The sequence below is a fragment of the Psychroflexus maritimus genome, assembly GCF_011089875.1.
Lineage (GTDB): Bacteria > Bacteroidota > Bacteroidia > Flavobacteriales > Flavobacteriaceae > Psychroflexus > Psychroflexus maritimus.
This window is the reverse complement of sequence record NZ_JAANAS010000039.1, coordinates 131,866-152,872: the sequence shown is the minus strand read 5'-3', so window position 1 is coordinate 152,872 and position 21,007 is coordinate 131,866. Positions and strand designations below refer to the sequence as shown.

At 32.9% G+C, this 21,007-nt stretch carries 20 protein-coding genes and 2 tRNA genes; 7 read left to right on the top strand and 15 right to left on the bottom strand.

The window, feature by feature from the left end; all coding sequences use genetic code 11:
• Nucleotides 1-243 precede the first annotated feature (243 nt).
• From hemL to G7034_RS05170, 3 genes are read right to left on the bottom strand one after another with little or no spacing between them, the layout of a single operon-like run.
• Nucleotides 244-1,536: a glutamate-1-semialdehyde 2,1-aminomutase gene (gene hemL, locus G7034_RS05180; protein ID WP_166399900.1), complete on the bottom strand. Its 1,293-nt coding sequence runs from the start codon at nt 1,534-1,536 to the stop codon at nt 244-246.
• 5 nt (nt 1,537-1,541) lie between these two features.
• Nucleotides 1,542-2,393 carry a glucosaminidase domain-containing protein gene (locus tag G7034_RS05175; RefSeq protein WP_166399899.1) on the bottom strand — a complete coding sequence of 284 codons (852 nt, stop codon included), beginning with the start codon at nt 2,391-2,393 and terminating at the stop codon, nt 1,542-1,544.
• 6 nt (nt 2,394-2,399) lie between these two features.
• Complete coding sequence (locus G7034_RS05170; RefSeq protein ID WP_246166751.1) at nt 2,400-3,335, bottom strand: 1-aminocyclopropane-1-carboxylate deaminase/D-cysteine desulfhydrase; 936 nt, start codon at nt 3,333-3,335, stop codon at nt 2,400-2,402.
• A 140-nt stretch (nt 3,336-3,475) separates the two neighbouring features.
• Here G7034_RS05170 and G7034_RS05165 point away from each other — a divergent pair, with 140 nt between their 5' ends.
• Together G7034_RS05165 and G7034_RS05160 are read left to right on the top strand one after the other, a co-directional pair.
• Complete coding sequence (locus G7034_RS05165) at nt 3,476-4,384, top strand: ABC transporter ATP-binding protein (protein ID WP_166399898.1); 909 nt, start codon at nt 3,476-3,478, stop codon at nt 4,382-4,384.
• On the top strand, nt 4,377-5,192 hold the full coding sequence (locus G7034_RS05160; RefSeq protein WP_166399897.1) for an ABC transporter permease: 816 nt from the start codon (nt 4,377-4,379) through the stop codon (nt 5,190-5,192). The genes G7034_RS05165 and G7034_RS05160 overlap by 8 nt, the downstream gene beginning before the upstream one ends.
• A gap of 348 nt (nt 5,193-5,540) precedes the next feature.
• On the opposite strand, the gene G7034_RS05155 is transcribed toward G7034_RS05160, so the two are convergent.
• Nucleotides 5,541-5,615: transfer RNA gene (locus G7034_RS05155), tRNA-Pro, on the bottom strand.
• A 38-nt stretch (nt 5,616-5,653) separates the two neighbouring features.
• Nucleotides 5,654-5,737, bottom strand: a tRNA-Ser gene (locus G7034_RS05150).
• 314 nt (nt 5,738-6,051) lie between these two features.
• Here G7034_RS05150 and rdgB point away from each other — a divergent pair.
• The gene (rdgB, locus tag G7034_RS05145; protein WP_166399896.1) at nt 6,052-6,642 is read left to right on the top strand and encodes an RdgB/HAM1 family non-canonical purine NTP pyrophosphatase; all 591 of its coding nucleotides are present in this window, start codon (nt 6,052-6,054) and stop codon (nt 6,640-6,642) included.
• Between the two features lie 69 nt (nt 6,643-6,711).
• On the opposite strand, the gene uvrB is transcribed toward rdgB, so the two are convergent.
• From uvrB to G7034_RS05125, 4 genes are all read right to left on the bottom strand, one after another.
• Nucleotides 6,712-8,721, bottom strand: a complete 2,010-nt coding sequence (uvrB, locus tag G7034_RS05140; protein WP_166399895.1) for an excinuclease ABC subunit UvrB — start codon at nt 8,719-8,721, stop codon at nt 6,712-6,714.
• Nucleotides 8,722-8,724: 3 nt separating this feature from the next.
• Complete coding sequence (locus G7034_RS05135; RefSeq protein ID WP_166399894.1) at nt 8,725-11,040, bottom strand: T9SS type B sorting domain-containing protein; 2,316 nt, start codon at nt 11,038-11,040, stop codon at nt 8,725-8,727.
• Nucleotides 11,041-11,136: 96 nt separating this feature from the next.
• Nucleotides 11,137-11,511: a DNA topoisomerase IV gene (locus G7034_RS05130; RefSeq protein WP_166399893.1), complete on the bottom strand. Its 375-nt coding sequence runs from the start codon at nt 11,509-11,511 to the stop codon at nt 11,137-11,139.
• A gap of 75 nt (nt 11,512-11,586) precedes the next feature.
• Nucleotides 11,587-12,027: a helix-turn-helix transcriptional regulator gene (locus G7034_RS05125; RefSeq protein ID WP_166399892.1), complete on the bottom strand. Its 441-nt coding sequence runs from the start codon at nt 12,025-12,027 to the stop codon at nt 11,587-11,589.
• 302 nt (nt 12,028-12,329) lie between these two features.
• Between G7034_RS05125 and G7034_RS05120 the strand changes: the two genes are divergently transcribed.
• Nucleotides 12,330-13,481 carry a M14 family zinc carboxypeptidase gene (locus G7034_RS05120; RefSeq protein WP_166399891.1) on the top strand — a complete coding sequence of 384 codons (1,152 nt, stop codon included), beginning with the start codon at nt 12,330-12,332 and terminating at the stop codon, nt 13,479-13,481.
• Between the two features lie 75 nt (nt 13,482-13,556).
• A complete protein-coding gene (locus tag G7034_RS05115) occupies nt 13,557-14,042 on the top strand; it encodes an Lrp/AsnC family transcriptional regulator (protein WP_166399890.1) in 486 nt (161 codons plus the stop codon).
• A 67-nt stretch (nt 14,043-14,109) separates the two neighbouring features.
• Here G7034_RS05115 and G7034_RS05110 read toward each other — a convergent pair whose 3' ends face one another.
• Together G7034_RS05110 and G7034_RS05105 are read right to left on the bottom strand one after the other, a co-directional pair.
• Nucleotides 14,110-14,835: a YebC/PmpR family DNA-binding transcriptional regulator gene (locus G7034_RS05110; RefSeq protein WP_166399889.1), complete on the bottom strand. Its 726-nt coding sequence runs from the start codon at nt 14,833-14,835 to the stop codon at nt 14,110-14,112.
• A 9-nt stretch (nt 14,836-14,844) separates the two neighbouring features.
• Nucleotides 14,845-15,207: a hypothetical protein gene (locus tag G7034_RS05105; RefSeq protein WP_166399888.1), complete on the bottom strand. Its 363-nt coding sequence runs from the start codon at nt 15,205-15,207 to the stop codon at nt 14,845-14,847.
• Between the two features lie 180 nt (nt 15,208-15,387).
• Between G7034_RS05105 and G7034_RS05100 the strand changes: the two genes are divergently transcribed.
• Entirely contained in the window at nt 15,388-16,905 is a 1,518-nt protein-coding gene (locus G7034_RS05100; RefSeq protein ID WP_187349863.1) for a DEAD/DEAH box helicase, read from the top strand.
• A gap of 542 nt (nt 16,906-17,447) precedes the next feature.
• Here the strand turns inward: G7034_RS05100 and G7034_RS05095 are convergent.
• From G7034_RS05095 to G7034_RS05080, 4 genes are read right to left on the bottom strand one after another with little or no spacing between them, the layout of a single operon-like run.
• A complete protein-coding gene (locus G7034_RS05095) occupies nt 17,448-17,975 on the bottom strand; it encodes a DUF4252 domain-containing protein (protein ID WP_166399887.1) in 528 nt (175 codons plus the stop codon).
• Nucleotides 17,976-17,981: 6 nt separating this feature from the next.
• Nucleotides 17,982-18,500 carry a DUF4252 domain-containing protein gene (locus G7034_RS05090; protein ID WP_166399886.1) on the bottom strand — a complete coding sequence of 173 codons (519 nt, stop codon included), beginning with the start codon at nt 18,498-18,500 and terminating at the stop codon, nt 17,982-17,984.
• A gap of 1 nt (nt 18,501) precedes the next feature.
• Entirely contained in the window at nt 18,502-18,987 is a 486-nt protein-coding gene (locus tag G7034_RS05085) for a hypothetical protein (RefSeq protein WP_166399885.1), read from the bottom strand.
• A complete protein-coding gene (locus G7034_RS05080) occupies nt 18,968-19,498 on the bottom strand; it encodes an RNA polymerase sigma factor (RefSeq protein WP_166399884.1) in 531 nt (176 codons plus the stop codon). The genes G7034_RS05085 and G7034_RS05080 overlap by 20 nt, the downstream gene beginning before the upstream one ends.
• Nucleotides 19,499-19,600: 102 nt before the next feature.
• Between G7034_RS05080 and G7034_RS05075 the strand changes: the two genes are divergently transcribed.
• Nucleotides 19,601-21,004, top strand: coding sequence for a S41 family peptidase (locus G7034_RS05075; RefSeq protein ID WP_166399883.1), 1,404 nt, complete (start codon nt 19,601-19,603; stop codon nt 21,002-21,004).
• Nucleotides 21,005-21,007 lie beyond the last annotated feature (3 nt).

Here is a 21,007-nt window from a genome sequence, read left to right as displayed (position 1 = left end):
CAAACACAAAACCACACTTGAAAAAGTGTGGTTTTATTTTTATTTAAACGTCAAATGCATTAAGCATTTGTAAGTGCAGGATTAAAAACAAAAAATCAGTTTTGCTAAAGCAGTGTTCTTGTATTTTTTATCAGAGAAAGCGTTGAAGCTATTAAATTATCTAAAATCACTAAGTGGAGATTAAAAAAAAACTCGCTCTTAAATATTAGTGGGTTTTAATATTCTTTCAATTTTAAGACGGACTTAATTCTTTAATTCAGGTGCTAAATCGTTTAAAGCTTGAATCGTGAAATCTAAATCCGCATAGCTTAATGCATCGTTTAAGAAATAGCTTTCAAAAGCACTAGGAGGGAGGTAAACACCACGCTTTAACATACCGTGAAAATATTTTTTAAATGTTTCATTATTAGCTTTAGCAGCCGAATCAAAATCAACTACAGGGTCTTCGTTAAAATGCACAGAAACCATTGAACCTAGTCGATTGATGCTATGCGGTATTTCATGTGCCGTTAGAACTTTAGCTATTCCTTCATGTAAGTATTTTGTTTTATCGGCTAAACTTTTAAAAACTTCGTTGTTTTCGTTTAAGGATTGAAGCATAGCTAAACCTGCCGCCATAGCCAAGGGGTTTCCGCTTAAGGTACCGGCTTGGTAAACGGGGCCTTCAGGAGCTAAATGATTCATAATTTCTTCTCTAGCTGCAAAAGCCCCCACAGGTAAACCACCACCAACTACTTTTCCAAAAGTAACTATATCAGCTTGTACGTCTAGTAATTCCTGAACCCCTCCTTTGGCTAGTCGAAAGCCGGTCATTACTTCGTCAAAAATCAATAAGATAGAATGTTGATGACAAAGTTCTCTTAAACCTTCTAAAAATCCTTCCTTAGGAATAATACATCCCATGTTTCCTGGAACAGGCTCAATAATAATACAAGCTATTTCACCTTGATTAGCTTCGATTAGTTTTTTTACCCCAGCTAAGTCGTTGTAATTTGCTAATAGAGTATCTTTTGCTGTTCCTTTTGTTACGCCTGGACTATTTGGAGCGCCAAAAGTTACTGCACCACTTCCCGCTTGAATTAAAAAGGAGTCGGAGTGCCCGTGGTAACACCCTGCAAATTTGATAATTTTATCTTTTCCTGTAAAGCCACGCGCTAAGCGTACAGCACTCATACAAGCTTCCGTTCCGCTATTTACAAACCTAATTTTATCAATTCCAGGCACCATTTCAACGGCTAACTTGGCAATTTGTGTTTCTATTTCAGTAGGAATTCCATAGGAAGTTCCTTTTTTTGTTTTTTCAATAACAGCATCTACAACGGGTTGATAGGCATGGCCTAAAATCATGGGTCCCCAAGAAGCAATGTAATCAATTAATTTGTTACCATCTTCGTCGTATAAATAAGCGCCTTTGGCTTCTTTTACATAGATGGGTTCGCCACCAACGGCATTAAAAGCTCTTACCGGCGAATTTACTCCGCCGGGTATGTATTTTTGTGCTTCCTTAAAAAGTGCACTACTTCTTTTATAAATCATAAAATCTAATTCTTAATTTTCAATATCAATTCTTGTCCAATACTTAAATTGTCGGAACGCAGTCCATTTATTTTTTTTAATTCTTCAACCGTTAAATTGTATTTTGTAGCAACTTTATACAAGGTATCTCCTTTTTGAACAACATAAGTTTGACTTTCGTAATTCACACGATTGTCAGGTTTAGGAAAATATGTTGGGGGAGTGCCATCCACCACTTCTTGGTCTAATTCATACAATTTATAACGTTCAATTAAGCTAATTAATTTATCCGGATATTTTTTATCGGTAGCATAACCGGCTCTTCGTAAACCTCTTGCCCAAGCTTTGTAATCCGTAATCTCGTAATCAAATAAAAAGGCATACCTAGAACGTTCATAGAGGAAAAGTGAGTGATCTCTATAGGAATACTTTGGATCAACGTATTTTCTGAAACATTCTTGTAACTCATCATCATCATGATAAACGCGTTCCCCTTCCCAATCTGAACACTTAATTCCAAAGTGATTGTTAGAGCGCGATGCTAAATTGCCGTTAGCCGATCCCGATTCCAAGATTCCTTGTGCCATTTTAATACTTGCAGGAATTCCATAGAGTTTCATTTCTTCTTGAGCTACGCCAGCATATTCCCAAATATAAGCTTCTACGGGACTAGTAAAAGTAGGTTTTTCATTGCTGCTTTTGATAGCTGATTTCGAAGAGCTTTTTTTCACTAAAGCCGATTTATCTTTATCAACGTTTAAAGCTCTATCAGAAGTAGTTTTTTGAGTTGAAGTTGGTTGCGATTCAAAAACCCGCTTTTTACTTCCACAGGAAACCATTAAAGCAACTAGTATAAGTAATCCGAATATTTTTTTCATTGTATGCTAATCAATTAATTTTAAACCTTTTGCAGAGCGTACTTCATTCATTCCTTTAACCCCTTGAAGACCTCCTGTATGAATGGCTAAAATACGAGTATTTTTCGAAAAATAGTCCCTTTTTATAAGGTCTTCTAACCCAAACATCATTTTTGCTGTATAAATAGGGTCTAATCTAATTTTCGTTTCATGGTAAAAGTTGTTCATCCAAATCACTAACTCATCACTCACTTTAGCATATCCTCCAAAATGATAATCGGTGATCAATTCCCAATTTCTTTTAGCGCTTAATTGCTGTATTTCATGCTGAAGAAAATCGCCTTTCAATGCAGAGAAACCTAAGATTTTTTGAGTATTTTCTGAAGCTTCTATAAGTCCCGCTAAAGTTCCTCCCGTTCCACAAGAAACCGCTATGTAGTTGAATTTTTTATCCTCTTCTGAAAGCATTTCTTGACAACCTTTTACTGCCCATTGATTAGTCCCACCTTCAGGAACAAAATACGAATGAGGAAATTTTGAAGCCCATTCCAGCTGAAGCTTTTCTTTATCTCTATATGCTTTTCGACTAACAAATTTGAATTTCATTCCGCATTGATGCGCAAACTGAAGAGTAGGGTTGGAGGCAAAATTTTCTTTTCCCAAAGATCTTAGTTCTTCACCTCGAATAATTCCTAGACAATTTAAATTCAGTAATTTACAAGCATAAGCCGTTGCTGAAACGTGATTAGAAAATGCTCCTCCAAAGGTGATTACTTCCTTGAAACCTTTTTCAAGCGCAAATTTTAGATTGTATTTTAATTTTCTGAATTTATTCCCTGAAACAAAAGGATGAATTAAATCTTCGCGTTTTAGATAGACTTCTATATTTTTTTTAGGGAAATACCATACAAAATCATTTTTTATAGGCAGTTTATTATTAAATATACTTTTTTCAAAATTCAATTTAAAATTTTGGATTCAAAATTAACTTTTTAAATTCAATTTACGCGAAGTAACCAAAGACTATTTATCCTAAATTCAAATTATTACTTGAAAAATGTAACGTTTTGTTAAGTAAATCGTCTTACCAATAAATATTTATTTTGGAAAAAATACTTAACGTTCATCAACTTACTAAAAAATTTAGACAATTAAATGCCGTTGACCAACTTAGTTTCAGTATTGAAAAAGGTCATGTTTATGGACTTTTAGGTCCCAATGGAAGCGGGAAATCGACTACCTTAGGAATGCTCTTAAATGTGGTTAATCCAACCTCAGGGAGTTTTCAATGGTTTGAAAATAAATGTGCTACTCAAGAAGCCTTAAAAAAAATTGGAGCTATTATTGAAAGTCCAAATTTTTACCCTTCTATGACGGCTTTAGACAATTTAAAGTTAGTTGCCAAAATAAAAGAAATTCAACAGCCCGACTACGAAGCTACTCTGAGACTTGTAGAGCTTTGGGACAGAAAAGACGAAGCTTTTAAGAATTTTTCTTTAGGAATGAAACAACGTCTTGCCATTGCTTCGGCACTACTAAACAAGCCTGCCATTTTAATTCTTGATGAACCTACTAACGGATTAGACCCTAAGGGAATACGACAAATTAGGGATATAATTTTGCAAATAGCACAATCTGGAACTACCATTTTATTGGCTTCGCATTTATTGGATGAAGTTGAGAAAATTTGTACACATGTAATTGTGCTTCAGAAAGGAAAAATGATCTATAATGGCAAGGTAGATGAAATGAAAGCTAGCTATGGGTTTATTGAGTTAGCAAGCGAAAATCAAGAACAGTTAGTTCAACTCTTACAAAACTTACCAGAAGTAAAAGATATTAATCAAACTGAATATAAATTTGTGAAAGCCATACTTAAAAGTGAATTAAAACCTGCTGAAATTAATCAATTATGCTTTGAAAAAGGAATAGTGCTGACTCATTTACAGTGGAAAAAAGACACCCTTGAAGACAACTTTTTAGCCTTAACCAAATCAGAAAATCATGCGTAGATTATTATCCATCGAATTATTTAAATTAAAATTCAGCAAATCTGCTAAAGTACTGAGTATTATTTACTTTTTACTATTTTTTACTACGGCCATTTTCTCTATGATTAAGTTTAAGTTTGGTGATTTTGAGTTTCAACTTGCCGAACAGGGCATTTTCAATTTCCCTTATATTTGGCATTTTAACACCTACATGGTGGCACTCATCAAAATATTTTTAGCGGTAGTTATTGTTTCTATGGTTTCTAGCGAATATACCAACCGTACTTTAAAACAAAACTTTATAGATGGCTTGTCAAAAAAAGAATTTGTTCTCTCTAAATTTTATACCATCTTAGTTTTTGCTCTGGTTTCCACCTTATTGGTTTTTATTGTTAGCTTAGTACTTGGTTTAATCTACTCAGACTACAACGAAGCAGGTATAATTTTTAGCGATTTACATTTTCTGTTAGCTTACTTTATAAAACTTACCGCTTTTTTTAGTTTGTGTATGTTTTTAGGTATTCTGATTAGGAAATCAGCTTTTGCACTTGGCTTCTTGTTTTTACTTTTAATTATTGAAGCTATTGCAATGATTAGTTTAAGAAATGAAATTCCATGGCTCAGTAATTTTTTTCCTTTAGAATCTATGGCTAATCTAATTAAGGAGCCATTTACTCGATTTAATGTGGTTAAATCGGCTTCTACAGCAATGGGTACAGATTTTTCAAGAGATGTAAAAACCTATTGGTATGAATATTTAATTCCTGTAGGTTGGACATTTGTATTTATTTTTGGTTCATTAAAGGTGCTTAAAAATAGAGATTTGTAAGTTTTTTTAATTCTTGAAAAAATACCGTTTCGCCAACAAAAACGAAAGACGTTCAATTATAAATAGAAGCCATTTAGCGCATAGTTAATATGTTTTAGTACCTTAACATATAAATAAATGTTCTAGCCACAAGAGTTTGTCTGTATCAAATTTAAATTTTCCTTTTTTACTTTATGTTTCATTATAAAAAATACATCTAAAAAAAAGATATCCCCAGTTGTTGATTTTTTATAAGGTTTTTTGCTGAATTGAATGGTTCAGTTCAACCTTCCCGTCTAAAACAGGACGCGATGACCAGAACTTTTTGAAAAGCAAAAAAGCCACACATTTTTGTATGGCTTAATTAAGTCGGGGTGGCAGGATTCGAACCTGCGACCTCCTGCTCCCAAAGCAGGCGCGATGACCGGGCTACGCTACACCCCGAATAGTGTATTGAACAAGATTTCCTTAAAAAAATCTTGCGGAGAGACAGGGACTCGAACCCTGGAGACACTTTCGCGTCTACAGATTAGCAATCTGCTGCATTACCACTCTGCCACCTCTCCAATATTGTAAAAAAGAACTTCTTTCTTTGCGGGTGCAAATATACAACCCCAAATCATTCTTGCAAAACTAATATCGACTTTTTTTGAATTAATTTTTCTTTTTTTAAGTAGTTATTTGTGAATCAGAAAACTAATAACTCAACTCAGGTTAATGATAAAAAAACATTATGATTTTGAAATCTTTGCACATCTATTTGAAATAAACTTATTTTGCATAAAAAAATTGATAAAAGACCCATGTGTAAAGCTTCTTCACACTGAAAGATGATTATACGTGTCGTATCTGACCACTTATAAACAAATAAAATAAATAGATGAAAGAAATTGTTTTTGCTACACATAATATGAATAAGCTGAAAGAAGTTCAGCAAATGATGCCTACTCATATAAAAATCAAAAGCTTAACCGATATTGGATGCAACGAAGAAATAATTGAAAATGCGCCAAGCATTGAGGGAAACGCAAAAATCAAGGCAGATTATGTTTTTAACACCTATGGCTTGGCTTGTTTTGCCGATGATACAGGTTTGGAAGTTGAAGCTTTAAACGGAGAACCAGGAGTAAGAACCGCAAGGTATGCTGGTGAAGCGAAAAGTGCTTCAGCGAATATGAATAAACTGTTGAAAGAATTAAGCAATAAAACATCTAGAAAAGCTCATTTTAAGACTGTAATTCATTTTAAGAATTCAACGGTTTCTAAATCTTTTATAGGCATTTGTAAAGGAGAAATTTTAGAGGAGAAAAGAGGCGGAAAAGGATTTGGCTACGATCCCATTTTTCAGCCAGAAAATTACTCTACAAGTTTTGCAGAAATGAATACTTCAGTTAAAAATACGATAAGTCACCGAGCTTTGGCTTTTAAGGAATTCTTGCAATTTATATCAGTTATCAAAACAATCGAGTAGGAGCGAACTTCCCATTCATGTGAGTGCAAAAGGTGTTTTTTAACATAAAATATAGCATGGAGGTCATAACTAGCTTTGAAATTCTTTCTTTTTATCTTCTAAAGCTTTCAACTGGTCACGAAATTTGGCAGCTTCCATAAAGTCAAGTTCTTTGGCTGCATTTTCCATCAGTTTTCTTACTTTTTTCATTTGCTGATCCACATCTTTCTTCGTAAAGGTAGAAAGTTTTTCTTCAGCAGCTAATAATTGTTTACTTTCAATTTGATAGGCTTTGTTGTCTTTTCGGTTTCCGCTTAAGGCTGAATCTAGTTTCTTGTTTAAGGCCTTGGGAGTAATGTTATTCGCTTTGTTATAACCTATTTGTTTGTTTCTTCTATATTCGGTTTCGTCAATGGTTTTTTGCATGCTGTTCGTGATTTTATCGGCATACAAAATAGCTTTTCCTTCAAGGTGCCGGGCAGCTCTACCAATAGTTTGGGTTAGGGTTCGGTTACTTCTTAAAAACCCTTCCTTATCGGCATCTAATATGGCAACTAAAGAAACTTCTGGTAAATCCAAACCTTCTCTAAGCAAATTAACTCCCACCAAAACATCAAAAATTCCTTTTCGTAAATCGGCCATAATCTCAACTCGCTCTAAGGTGTCAATATCGCTGTGTATATAGCGCGTTCTAATATCAACACGTGAAAGGTATTTGGTTAATTCTTCGGCCATTCGCTTGGTTAATGTCGTTACTAAAACACGTTGGTCTTTTTCTACTCGCAAATGAATTTCTTCAATTAAATCATCGATCTGATTTTGACTAGGACGAACTTCAATCACAGGGTCTAGAAGCCCTGTTGGACGAATGACTTGTTCCACATAAATCCCTTCTGTTTTGTGTAATTCGTAATCAGCGGGAGTGGCACTTACGTAAACAACTTGATTCTGTAGGAGTTCAAATTCCTCTAATTTAAGCGGTCTATTATCTAATGCAGCAGGAAGTCGAAATCCATAATCCACAAGGTTTTCTTTCCTTGAGCGATCACCACCATACATGGCTCCCACCTGAGGAATAGTGACATGACTCTCATCCACCACCATTAAATAATCATCGGGAAAATAATCTAACAGACAGAAGGGGCGTGTGCCAGGTTGTCTGCCATCTAAATAACGTGAATAATTTTCAATTCCAGAACAATAGCCAAGTTCCTTAATCATTTCTAAATCAAAGTTGGTACGTTCCTCAATTCTTTTAGCTTCTAAGGGTTTTCCAATTTCTTTAAAGTAGTCAATTTGCTTTCCTAAATCGATTGCAATTTGATCTATGGCTTGATTTAAAACATCTGGTGAGGTCACAAAAATATTGGCTGGATAGATGTTGAGTTTGTCGTATTTTGATAAAATAGCATTATTTTGTACATCAAAAGCTTCAATTTCTTCAATTTCATCACCAAAAAAATGAATTCGATAAGCATGATCGGCATAGCCCGGGAAAACGTCAAGCGTATCTCCTTTTATTCTGAAGTTACCATGATTAAATTGTACTTCGGTTCTTGAATATAAACTTTGTACTAAACGTTTAAGTAATTGTGTGCGAGGAATTTCCTGTCCAACTTCAACTGAAATGACATTTTTTTGAAACTCCTGCGGATTTCCAATACCGTATAAGCAACTTACCGAAGCAACAACCAGTACATCTCGTCGTCCTGAAAGTAGGGAAGAGGTAGTGCTCAAACGTAGTTTTTCTATTTCTTCGTTAATTGAAAGATCTTTTTCAATATAGGTTCCTGAACTAGGAATAAAGGCTTCTGGCTGATAGTAATCGTAGTAAGAAACAAAATATTCAATTGCATTTTCAGGGAAAAAATCTTTGAATTCAGAATAAAGTTGTGCAGCCAAAGTTTTGTTATGCGCTAAAACTAGAGTAGGGCGTTGTACTTCTTTTACTACGTTGGCCATAGTGAAAGTTTTTCCAGAACCAGTCACTCCTAATAAGGTCTGAAACTGCTCACCACCTTCAATTCCTTTTACCAATTGTTGAATAGCTTTTGGCTGGTCTCCAGTAGGTTGAAATGCTGATGATAATTTAAATTCCATGACTTATCGTTTTAAAGTAAGGTTAGATTTGTAGGTGCTTCCATCGTTAAAGACAGCTTGAAACCAATAATCGTTAGAAGGCATAGGTTTACCGTTGTAAGTTCCATCCCAAGCATTACCAGGAGCTAGGCTCACCAAACGTTTTCCAAAACGATCAAAAATATCAATACGAACTAAATCAGTTCGATTAGGATTCAAGCCCCTAGGTCGCCAACCGTCATTTTGTCCATCTCCATTAGGAGTGAAGAATTTAGGGAATTGAATAGCAACAAAATTAACCGAAACAATTCCACATCCACCTAAATCTCTGATAAAAGCAATATTATTAGATTGCTGAACTTGGAAGCTATTAGACGACTGAAAATTATAATCATTTAAGGCATACTGAAATTCGCCTTCCCCAACAACATTAACAACAGCCTGATAACTTCCAGGATTACCTACAAGCGAGACGCTGGCTGATTCTATTCCTGAGGAAATCACTTCAAAACTTTTAAAATCTTCGCAAGAAACCACCTCTCCATTATTAGTTGTGATAGAATTGGTAACAATCACGGAATACTCACCAGGCTCATCAACAAAAATACTTTCTGAAGTTTCTCCAGTATTCCATGCATAAGAAGTTTCTTGAGTAGCATTAATCACTCCTGCATTAATTTCTAAATCTTGACTTTGATTAGCACATAACGCAAAAACTTCTTCATCTGTAAATTGAGGTATTCCGGGAGTCCTAAATTCAATGGGAACAATTCCAGCACATTCTCCCAAATCATCTAAACGCACATAATAAGTAGTAGGTAATTCATTTTGTTGAAGTGAAAAATTATCGGCTATAATTTGGTTCTGCCCTAAAACTGCATTAGTTAAACTGGTGAAAATTTTAGCTGAAGCAGTATCAAAACCAATTTCTTCAAAAACTAAGTTTCTTAATGCATTACTGTTGAAACTTAATTCTAAATCATCAAAATCGGGACATTCAATTACCTCAATAGGGTCAAAAAAATCAGTGGTAGTAGCTAAAGTAACAGGAACAATTATTTCGCAGTCTCCAGGATTGACTAGCCGAACAAAAACCTGATTAAGATTGGCTTGTGGACTAAAGCTTTCAGGGTTTTGTATAGGGTTTTGATTGTTTTCAGCAGCAGTTTCGGTAATAAAGAAGTTATCGATACTCAAATTTTGTTCTGCATCAACTACCTGAGGTTGAATATCAAAGAGATTAAAATTAAACACCTCACTATTTGCTGAAGCGCAAGTTGTAAGGCTAAAATCATCTATGGGAGCAATATTTTGATAATCAATTACAATTTCGTCTTGGGCAATACATCCCCCTTCTAATTCAACTTCTATGCGGTAAGTTCCTTCTCCTAAATCATCTTCAGAAACCAATAATGAAGTGGCTTCATTTTCAATTGGATTATCGTTATAAAACCAACTGATTTCATTATAGTTATCACCTAACACTTCAAGTAAAAGTTCATCACCTTCACAAACGGCATTATCGCCTGTTCGGTCTTGTCCTAAATCTACACCAACGTCAAAACTTCCTGCCTCTAAATACACCGCCGAATCATAGCGGTAATTCCCTTCATCGGCGATAACTAATTTAACTTCATAAGTTTCTCCAGGAGTTAAATTAGCAGTAGCCGTTAAAACCTTTGTTTGTCCGTTAAAATTAGTTGGAGAAGTGGAAGCATTTTCACCTTGATTAAATTGTCCAAACCATTCTTCATTTAAGGCTTGACAACCATTAGGAATATCGGGCCGCACGGTAGTTACTTTTACTGGCGTTTCTGTTCCAGGGACAAGAGCTACATTTTCAAATTCGCCACCAATAGGACGAATTAAAAAAGTAAATACATCTGAAAAAATACAAGTATTTGAATTATTTTCTTGGTATTCTTCGGAAGCAAAAATATAACGAAAACTAAGTTGATTAGCTTGAGGAACAAAGTTAAAAGTAATGGAGGTTGCATTGGTAATCACTTCTTCATCTGGAATATCAAGCGCATCACGTAAATCCTGATCACCTTGCCAGCCTGGCGCATCATCATCACTAAGCATATCATTAGGACCTTCTGTATGGTCTAGTCTTCCCGTACTTAAAACTAGTCCGCTTTCAAAAGGAAAATCTGAAGCATTTGCATTAAAACTACCGTAGCTCAACATACCATCGTTAAAGTTTCCTGAAATAGCTTGAGTTACAGTAATATCATCTACACAATCGGTATTACCAAATAAGACTTGTTCAATAAGCTGTTGAGAAGAAAAACTTTGATGCTCGACGGTGACAAAGCTTTGACTAAAACTTAATTGCAAAACGCAAAAAAATAAAATATGAAAGTAAAATAATTTATTCAAATCCTGTGGGGCTATACTAGTTAAAAAATTTAAACAATGAAATGTACTTAGGGATTAATCGGCTATTTTTCTAGCCATTCCTTGTTGTTTATTGGAATCTCCAACAATATTATATTCAAATTTATAGGTGTTAGCATCGGTCTCTAAAATCTTAAACTGCATCCATTTTTGATCTTTCATGCTTTTGGGGTTAATTGATTTTAAAATATATTCGCAATCACTTACCCATCGAATACTTGAAGTATCTGTTTTTCCTTGATAAGTTTCTATTTCAAATGATTCTCTTCGCTCAAAGGTAGTCTTTACAACTTCAGAACCTAAGACCGTTTCAAACTCAAATACACCTGTTTGAAAACGCTCACAATCTCTCTCGTAATCGTAACACGAAAAACATAAACACGATAACAAGCCAAGCAAAACTGATTTCATTTTTGATTTTTCAGCAAAATTAAGATATTCTATCTAGAAACACCTAAAAATTAATCAAGAGGCTAATAAAATTAACTATTCATTAGGGGTGAATGAATCAAAACTTCCGTCGTTATAAAAAATAATCACCCGTTCTATGGTTTTTTGCTGAGCAGTTGCGCCTGATTTGTGGGTTGTGTTTATGGGATTTGTAGTTGAAAGTGAATTTTTAGTATTCGGATTTTCAATTGAAGCCTTTTCTTGAGGAGGAAAACTCTTTGTAGAAATAGGAGAGGAGGGAATGACTTCTGATTTCGGGAAATTTCCTTTACCGTTTAATAACCAATATAACTCAACTTCTGGAAACTCATTTATAATTTTCATTACAAAATCTAAACTTGGTTTATTTCTACCTGAAAGAATATGAGATATTGAAGCACGACCAACACCAACTTTTTCAGCAAAAGATGAAGCATTTAACTCATAATAGTCGAATACCTTTTGTAAACGTTTAGAAAACTCCTTACTGTTTACCATTGTAAACTGATTTAGGTTAAACTTTAATTTTCCAAATGTAAACAAAATATTTAAAGGGGACAAATCTTTTAAAAAGCGAATGCTTGATATTAAATTTTCACTTTAGATAAAACAACATAAGTAGCTAAAATAAAGCAATTTATGATATTTAAATGTTGTTTTTAGGATATTTTCCAAACTTAAGTAACTTAAAGTTTACAAGTAGGAATTAAATTGATTACAAATGTAAATTGATTAAGCTTTTGACTTGTTTACATTTGTAAAAAATACTTTGTTTACTTTTGTAACACTAAATAAAAGCAATGAAGTTACAGCATTTTTTAAACACCTATACCGACTTTAAAAACAAGTCTTTTTGCAGTCGTTATTTTACTTACATCGAAGTTGAGCAAGAGCTCAAAAACTTAAGCCCTATTTTTGGTTTAAAAGAAGAAGGTAGCACAGTAGAAGGGAGAAGGATTTATAGTTTAAATTTCGGGACTGGTAAGAAGCGGATTTTAGGTTGGTCTCAAATGCACGGAAATGAAACAACTACTACTAAGGCTTTATTTGATTTTTTTGAATTTATTCAATCTGAAGAGTCCTTAGCCAAGCAATTTTTAAATAACTTTAGTTTTAAAATTTTCCCTGTGCTAAATCCTGATGGAGCTCAGGCTTATACGCGAAAGAATGCTAATCAAGTTGATTTAAATCGTGACTCGGTCGATTTATCGCAGCCAGAGAGTCGTTTACTTCGTAAAGCGTTTGATGAATTTTCTCCAAATTTATGTTTGAATTTACATGGTCAACGAAGTATTTTTGGAATAAAGGAGAATAAGCAAGCCTCTAGCCTTTCTTTTTTATCGCCTTCAGTTGATGCGAAACGTCAAATAACCGAAGTCAGAAAGCAGTCTATGCGACTGATAAGCGCAATTAATGATTCTCTACAGGCGTATTTACCAGGACAAATTGGTCGTTATGACGACGAATACAATATGAACTGCATAGGTGATTATATGCAAACTTGCGGAGTACCTACAATTTTATTTGAAGCAGGACAAATCAAAGACTATCAAAGAGAAGACACTAGAAAATGGATTTGGTTAGCTTATATAACTGTTTTGAATGCTTTTGCGGAAAATAAACACAAGCTAGGTGAGTGGGTGTCTTATTTGGATATACCTGTGCATGAGAAAAACTATTTTGACATTATTTTAAGAAAAGCTAAAATTAATGAGCTAATTATTGATATTGCAATACAATTTGAAGAAAAGCTTGATAATAACAAAATTGAATTCATACCTAGAATTAGTAAAATAGGGGGATTAGATGATTTTAATGGGCATAAGGAGTTTGATTTAGAAGCAAAAAATATTATGATAAATGGAGGATTATTACATAAAACACCACAAATTAATGAAATTTGGACTACAATTTGGGTAGAAAATAAGAATATTGTATTAGCGCAAGGTTAAAAATTGCTTGATATTATGAATGTTTAAATATATTCCCTATTTTTGTAAAAATATTACGAATTTAAAAAAACAATTATGGCCAAATTTAAGTTAGATGATACCGATCACAAAATATTGGATATGCTAATTGACAACACGCGTACTCCTTTTACAGACATTGCAAAAAAACTCCTTATTTCTGCGGGAACTGTTCATGTACGTGTTAAAAAGATGGAAGAAGCTGGGATTATTACTGGATCTAGCTTATCTTTAGATTATAAAAAGTTGGGCTATGCATTTATTGCTTATGTGGGTATTTATTTAGAAAAAACTTCACAAACACAGTTTGTTTTAAACCGAATAAACGAAATTCCTTACGTTACGGTTGCTCATGTTACTACTGGTAAATTTAACTTATTTTGTAAAATTAGAGCAAAAGATACAGACCATGCCAAAAATGTTATTTTTCAATTAGATGATATTGATGGAGTTTACAGGACGGAAACCATGATTTCTTTAGAAGAAAGTTTAAACGACAAGAAACGATTGATGAAATCTATTTTTGACGAAATGACGAGTTAGAAAATCTACATATAAACAAAAAAAACCGCATACTTGCGGTTTTTTTTGTTTTAAATACTAAGTTTAATTACTCATCTTCTTTCATATTGTGATAGACGTTTTGAACGTCATCATCTTCTTCAATTTTTTCAAGCAGCTTATTTACCTCTTCTTTTTCTTCATTAGTAAGTGTTTTGTAGGTTTGAGGAATACGTTCAAAACCGGAGGAGATAATTTCAAAAGACCTAGATTCAAGTTTTTGTTGTAAGGCGCCAAAGGATTCAAAAGGGGCATAAACCAATATAGTTTGGTCTTCTTCATCTAAAAAAACTTCTTCAGCACCAAAATCAATTAATTCTAACTCTAATTCTTCAACATCAATGTTTTCTTCGGTTTTCAATTTAAAATTGCAAGTATGGTCAAACATAAATTCAACTGAACCAGAGGTTCCTAAATTACCATTACACTTATTAAAATACGAGCGAATATTAGCCACTGTTCGGTTGTTGTTGTCGGTAGCAGTTTCAACTAATATAGCAACTCCATGAGGGGCATAGCCTTCAAATAAGGTGATTTTATATTCGCCTTGCGATTTATCTGAGGCGCGTTTAATGGCACGTTCAATGTTGTCTTTCGGCATATTAGCCGACTTACAGTTTTGGATAACAGCTCTTAGTTTAGAATTGGTATCGGGGTCAGGGCCGCCTTCCTTTACCGCCATAACAATATCTTTTCCTAATCGAGTAAAAGTTTTGGCCATGGTTGACCAACGTTTCATTTTTCGGGCTTTTCTAAATTCAAAGGCTCTTCCCATAGTCTAATTTTAAATTGAAAAATCTTCTAAAAAAGCAATGTAACTCCTAAGTTCTTGCTTATTGATTGGGTTACCAGGTTTTTTTATCAAATTGATAAAGTAAAGCATACTCTCTGTACCTGTAATTTTTTCTGGTGGATTTTCCTCATCATATTCATCTTCAGTAGGAATAGGGGCGGCAAAAGTTTCAAATTCATCTAAATGTTCAAAAGCTAGACGAAGAGCTTTAGCTACGACGGGCTTTTGTTCTGCTACAGCATGTTCTCTTAACTTCTTGAGGTTTTCTGACAAGGTATTATAAATGATTCCGTTTTGTTCTAAATCGTTTACAATGTTTCTTATAACTTGGTTGGCTCTTTTGTTATCTTCCAAAGTGAAATTGTTTTTAGGTTCAAGAATTGCAAAATTAATGGATTGAAACCAAAAAACCTTCACTTTGAGCAGAATAAATTTTATTTTTCAATTTAAGCTTATTTAATGCTTAAAAATTTCGGTAAAGCTGTAAATCTAACTATTTTTGCAAAAATTAAAACAAGCACACAACTTAGGTTTATGCAAGAAAATCAAATGACTGAAGAAAAAGTTGAAGAAAAAAAACTTTACGGCTACCAAGAAAATGATTTGCAAAATATTTTTGAGCGTATTGAAAACTCTCCTGCTAACTATAATTTACTTTACCAACTGCCAACTGGTGGTGGTAAAACAGTTGTTTTTTCTGAAATTGTAAGAAGATATATTGAAAAGAAAGGAAAAAAAGTTTTAATCCTTACTCACCGTATTGAGCTTTGCAAACAAACCTCTAATATGTTGAAAAACTTTGGCGTAAGAAATAAAATTATTAACTCTAAAGTAAAAGAACTTTCAGATAATAACGATTACATGTGTTTTGTGGCTATGGTCGAAACCTTAAATAATCGTTTAAGTGACGAAAAACTGAATGTTGACAATATAGGATTAACCATTATTGATGAAGCTCACTATAATTCATTTACCAAATTATTTAAGTACGTAGAAGATAGTTTTGTGCTAGGGGTTACAGCAACGCCACTTAGCTCGAATATCAAACTACCAATGAATAAAAATTACGACGAACTAATTGTTGGAAATTCTATTACTTCGTTAATTAACAAAGGCTTTTTAGCAAAGGCGAATACATATACTTATGACGTAGGCTTAGGTCAACTTCAAGTTGGAATTAATGGCGATTATACCGTTAAATCTTCAGAAGATTTATATACAAATATGGATATGCAACACAAGCTTGTCCAAGCCTATGAAGAACACTGTAAGGGTAAAAAAACACTTATCTTTAACAATGGAATAAATACCTCTTGGTATGTTTATCAAACTTTTAAAGATGCAGGGTACAACAATATAAAGCACTTAGATAATACCCATTCCAAAAAAGAGAGAAATGCTATTTTGAAGTGGTTTAAGAACTCGCCTGATGCTATTTTGACTTCGGTAAGTATTTTAACTACAGGTTTTGATGAACCTACAGTTGAAAACATTGTCTTAAATCGAGCTACAAAATCCTTGACCCTATATTTTCAAATGATTGGGCGGGGGAGTAGAAAGCTACCTAATAAAGACACTTTTAATGTAATTGATTTAGGAAATAACCTGGCTCGTTTTGGCCCTTGGGATGCCGATGTAGATTGGCACTTAATTTTCAAAAATCCAGATTACTTCCTTGATAATATGATTACTGATGAAGAAATTGAAAGTCAGTTTAAATATGAAATGCCAGAGGAAGTTAGAAAGCTGTTTATAAACACTGAAGAAATCAACTTTGACATCAAGAAAAGGTATAACCAAACCGTGAATAACGGCGAAAAATCTAAGTTAGTCTTAGAAGAATCGATTGAACAGCATGCCAAAATGTGTGTTGATAATGCTGAAGATGTTTTTGATGCCAGGATTCTAGCACGAGAACTAAAAGAAGACATTGCTGATCGAGTAAATACGTATTCAAAATGTATCATCAATAACACGAAGAATTATAAAGAATGGTTAATTGAAGATTATAACAGAAAACTAAGAACTAGAATCAACGAAATGTTCATGTAGAAGCTTTCAAGAAGGAAAGGTTTAAAATTTGTTTTCTCACAACTCATAATTGTTTTATTTAAAATAGAAAATTTATTCCTATGAAAATTAGTGAAACAACTTATCAAAAAATTAAGTATGGTATTTTTTCAGGCTCCTTATTTGCTTTACTCACAGCATTAATTGACTTTCTTATAAATAATGATTTCATCTTTGTTAAATTTATTGTCAATCTCCTTATTTTTGGTTTTATAATTGGATTTACTTATTCTAAACCAATTTCTAAGAATATAAATAACAATAAAGATTGATTTTACCCAAAACTAATTTTCATTAAGACTTATTAAATGAATTAAAGAATGGTTGATGTTACTTTTTCAGCAACTAATCATTTTAATTAAGTCGATATGCTTTATAGTCATATTTCCTAAGAGTGCTAAGCTGTAGAAGTGGACTTGATTTATTTCTATTTTACATAATATATATTATGATTAAAAAGTATAAATTAAAAAAGCCTTTAATAATTAAGATTAAAGGCTTTTTAGAAACAACAACAAAATAGGTTAATTCAAATCAAATTGCTTGGTCAAATTTTCAAGTACTTCAGTATCCATTTTTTCGGCCATTTTCATGGTTTGGTAAAAATTAGTTGGATTAATATGCTTGCCTAATACGCGAGCTACAATCATTCCCATTTCGTCATTCTTACCTAGGAAAACTAATTCGTTGACATTATTAACATCATTTCCTTCAATATTCATCATCATAGACCCATCTTCAGAATTGACCTCAATCAAGGATGAATATGAAGATTGATTCAAAATTTCTGATACTTCTTTGTACTCGATGTTCATTTTATCTTGATTAGACGAATTAAGCACCAAAACATTTAACTTACTAATATTTTTGAGTTGCTCTTTTTCTTCTTTTGTAAGCTCTTCAAAGTTGCTAAATAAAGTTTTAGTTGATATATCTAATGCAGTAAAATCAACATCTTCGTGTTTATCTACAAAATACTTCTGAATGCTTTTTTCTTTAGAACAAGCCGTTAGCAATAAAACTAAACCAGCTATTTTTAATAGGTTTTTCATAGCTGCTTATTTTTCAAGGTTTTGAAGATTAGATGAGCCTGGTAAATTAAATTTATTTGCAAAGTTACCAATTTGCTTTAAATCAATAATTCCATCGATGATAATTATCACATCTTCTTCACCGCTATTTACATGCATAAATAACTGATTTACAAGATTGTTTTCTTGATTAGATTTGATGTAAATCTCAACTAATTCACTTTCTTCAGAAACACGCATTAACTCTTCTAGTTGCTTGGTTTTTACATAAGCTTTAGCATCTTGTTGAAAGGATTTTTTTAGCGCTGCTTTTTTAGTGGTAAAAATTTGGATGTTGTTTAAGTTTTCAACCATTTTAATCATTTCTTTCGCCTCTGGGTCGTCTATGTCTAATTCCATAGCGCTCATTAATTCAAACATAGTTTGATTAATCACTACAGAGGTTACGCCATTTTGTCCATCATACTTAGAGAAATCCTGAGCTTTTGATGTTAAGCTAAAAAATGCTACGATTGCAGCCATACTTAATTTAATTAGTGTGTTCATTTTATTCATTATTTATGTTAATATAAGGTGATGTAGTTTGTTTATAAATTTCTAAGTAATTCACTTTTTCTTTTGCTGTATTCATTTTAGAACCAACAAAATGCAAGGCTTGTAGGGTCTGTTCGTAAGCCATTTCTGCTTTTGCTTCTTGGGTATTATTTTGTTGGAAATTACCTAAGTAAAATACGCTAGCTATAATTGCAAAAACAGCAGCTACTTTAAAGACGGCTTTCCAAGGAAGAAAATCATTGTTTGGCAGATTCCCTGAAAACTCTTCATCTATAAATGAAAAATCGATTATATCTTCTGCTTCCTGTGTTTTTTTGTTAGCTTCAATTGCTTCAAAATAGTTTTTATAGAAGTTGTTGGAATAAAAATTTGTTTCTTCCAATAATTTTTTGAGGCGTTGTTCTTCATTCAAAGATGTTTTGCCTTCGTCAAATTTTGTCAATAAGTTATTTAATTCACTAGTTACGTTTTTCATCATGAATCATTTTTTGGTGGTATTCTATTTCCTCGTACATTTTTTTCAATCGTTTTCTTGCTCGAGACAGATTTACTCTCACACTCCCCTGCTCCATTTCTAGGAGTTCAGCAATTTCTTCAAAATCAAAGCCTTTAAAATCTTTTAACTCAATGATTATGCGTTGTTTATCAGGGAGTTCTTCAACTAAAGATTCAATTGTTTTGTAGCGTTTATCTACGTCATTTTCTGTTTCACTTTCTTCTTGATTTTCAGTCACTTTGCTATATACTAATCGCAAATGATTATTCGCTTTTAGCTGAAGCTGATCAAAACACCAATTTTTAATAATTCGCATACAATAAGCCTCTTTGTTGTTTACTTTAGCAAAATAATCTAACTGATTCCATAATTTTATAGCTACTTCTTGAAGTCCATCTTTTACCAAGTCTTCATTTTTCAAAATAGCAAGCGCCAAAGCTTTCATTTTGGGCGTATGCTTTTGAATTTCAACTACAAAATCTCTCTTATCCATTGTTTTGATTTCACTATGAAGACGTGTTACTTTAAATAATGTAACATCATTCTTCAAATATTCAAATAATCTCTTTAAATTTACTGCTTTAAATATATCTTTATGAAGCTTTTAAAGTCGATTGTATTTATTCTAACAAGTGTATTGTTTTTTAGTGCTTGTCAAGATGATTTAGATGACCGTATTTTTCCTGCAGATACAAAGTCATTAAACAATTTTATTTGGAATGCCATGAATATATTTTATTTGTATAAGGGTAATTCACCAGATTTAGGCGATAATCGTTTTTCTTCAAATGAAGATTACAATGAATTTCTAGAAGGTTTCAACAGGCCTGAAGATTTATTTAATCACTTAAAAGCAGAGCAAGACCGCTTTAGTATTATTGTTTCTGATTTTAGAGAGTTAGAAAATGCTTTAAATGGTATTCGACTAGATAATGGTATGCGTTTTGGTTTAGTGCTTGATAGCGAAACTTCGCAAGTTTATGGCTACATTAGGTATGTGGTTAGCGGCTCATTTGCCGATCAGATAGGTTTAAAAAGAGGAATGATTTTTAACCGTATTGATGGACAAATACTTAACGAAGACACTAATTTTAATGCATTATTTTCTCCAGAAGTTTACACTGTTGGTTTTGCTGAATTTATTAATGGTGAATTAACAGCAACTAATCAAGAAATTCAATTAATAAAATCTGAAACTACAGAAAACCCTTTGCATTATCATGAAGTACTTGATTTTGAAGGTACAAAAGTTGGCTACCTAGTAATGAATAATTTTAGAAGAAATTTTGATAACCAACTAAATGATGTTTTTGGTGAATTTAAAACAGAAGGAATTAACGAACTTGTTTTAGATTTACGCTACAATGGCGGTGGCGATTTAAGAACTGCCATAGATTTATCCAGTATGATTACAGGACAGTTTACGGGCGATTTATTTGTCAATCAGATTTTTAATAACAATTTTGATAATTCATCGGCAAATTTTACAGAGAAAAACCGAAATGATGTAAACTTAAATTCGCTTAATTTAGATCGTTTATACGTTTTAACCACTTCTTCTACAGCTTCAGCTAGTGAAGTAGTTATTCTAGGTTTAGCCCCGTATATTGATGTAATTCAAATTGGAACAACCACCGTAGGAAAATTTGAAGCCTCCACTACCCTATATGACGCTCCTGATTTTAGAAGACAAGAGGCAAGTATTCATCATAACTATGCCTTACAACCAATTATTTTTAAGCTAACAAATGCAAATAATAATGGAGGAAATAGTGAAGGTTTAGTTCCTCAAATTGAAATTCAAGAAGAATTTGAAAACCTAAAACAATTTGGAGATACCTCAGAAACTTTGCTTAACCAAGCATTAATTGAAATAGGAGTAATTTCGGAAAGAGAAAACAAAATTCAAAACTATCCAAAAACAAGAGAAATTATTGAGGAAGATGGAAGCACAAGTATTGATTTCCAAAAAATGTATTGGTTTTTTGAAAACAATTGATTT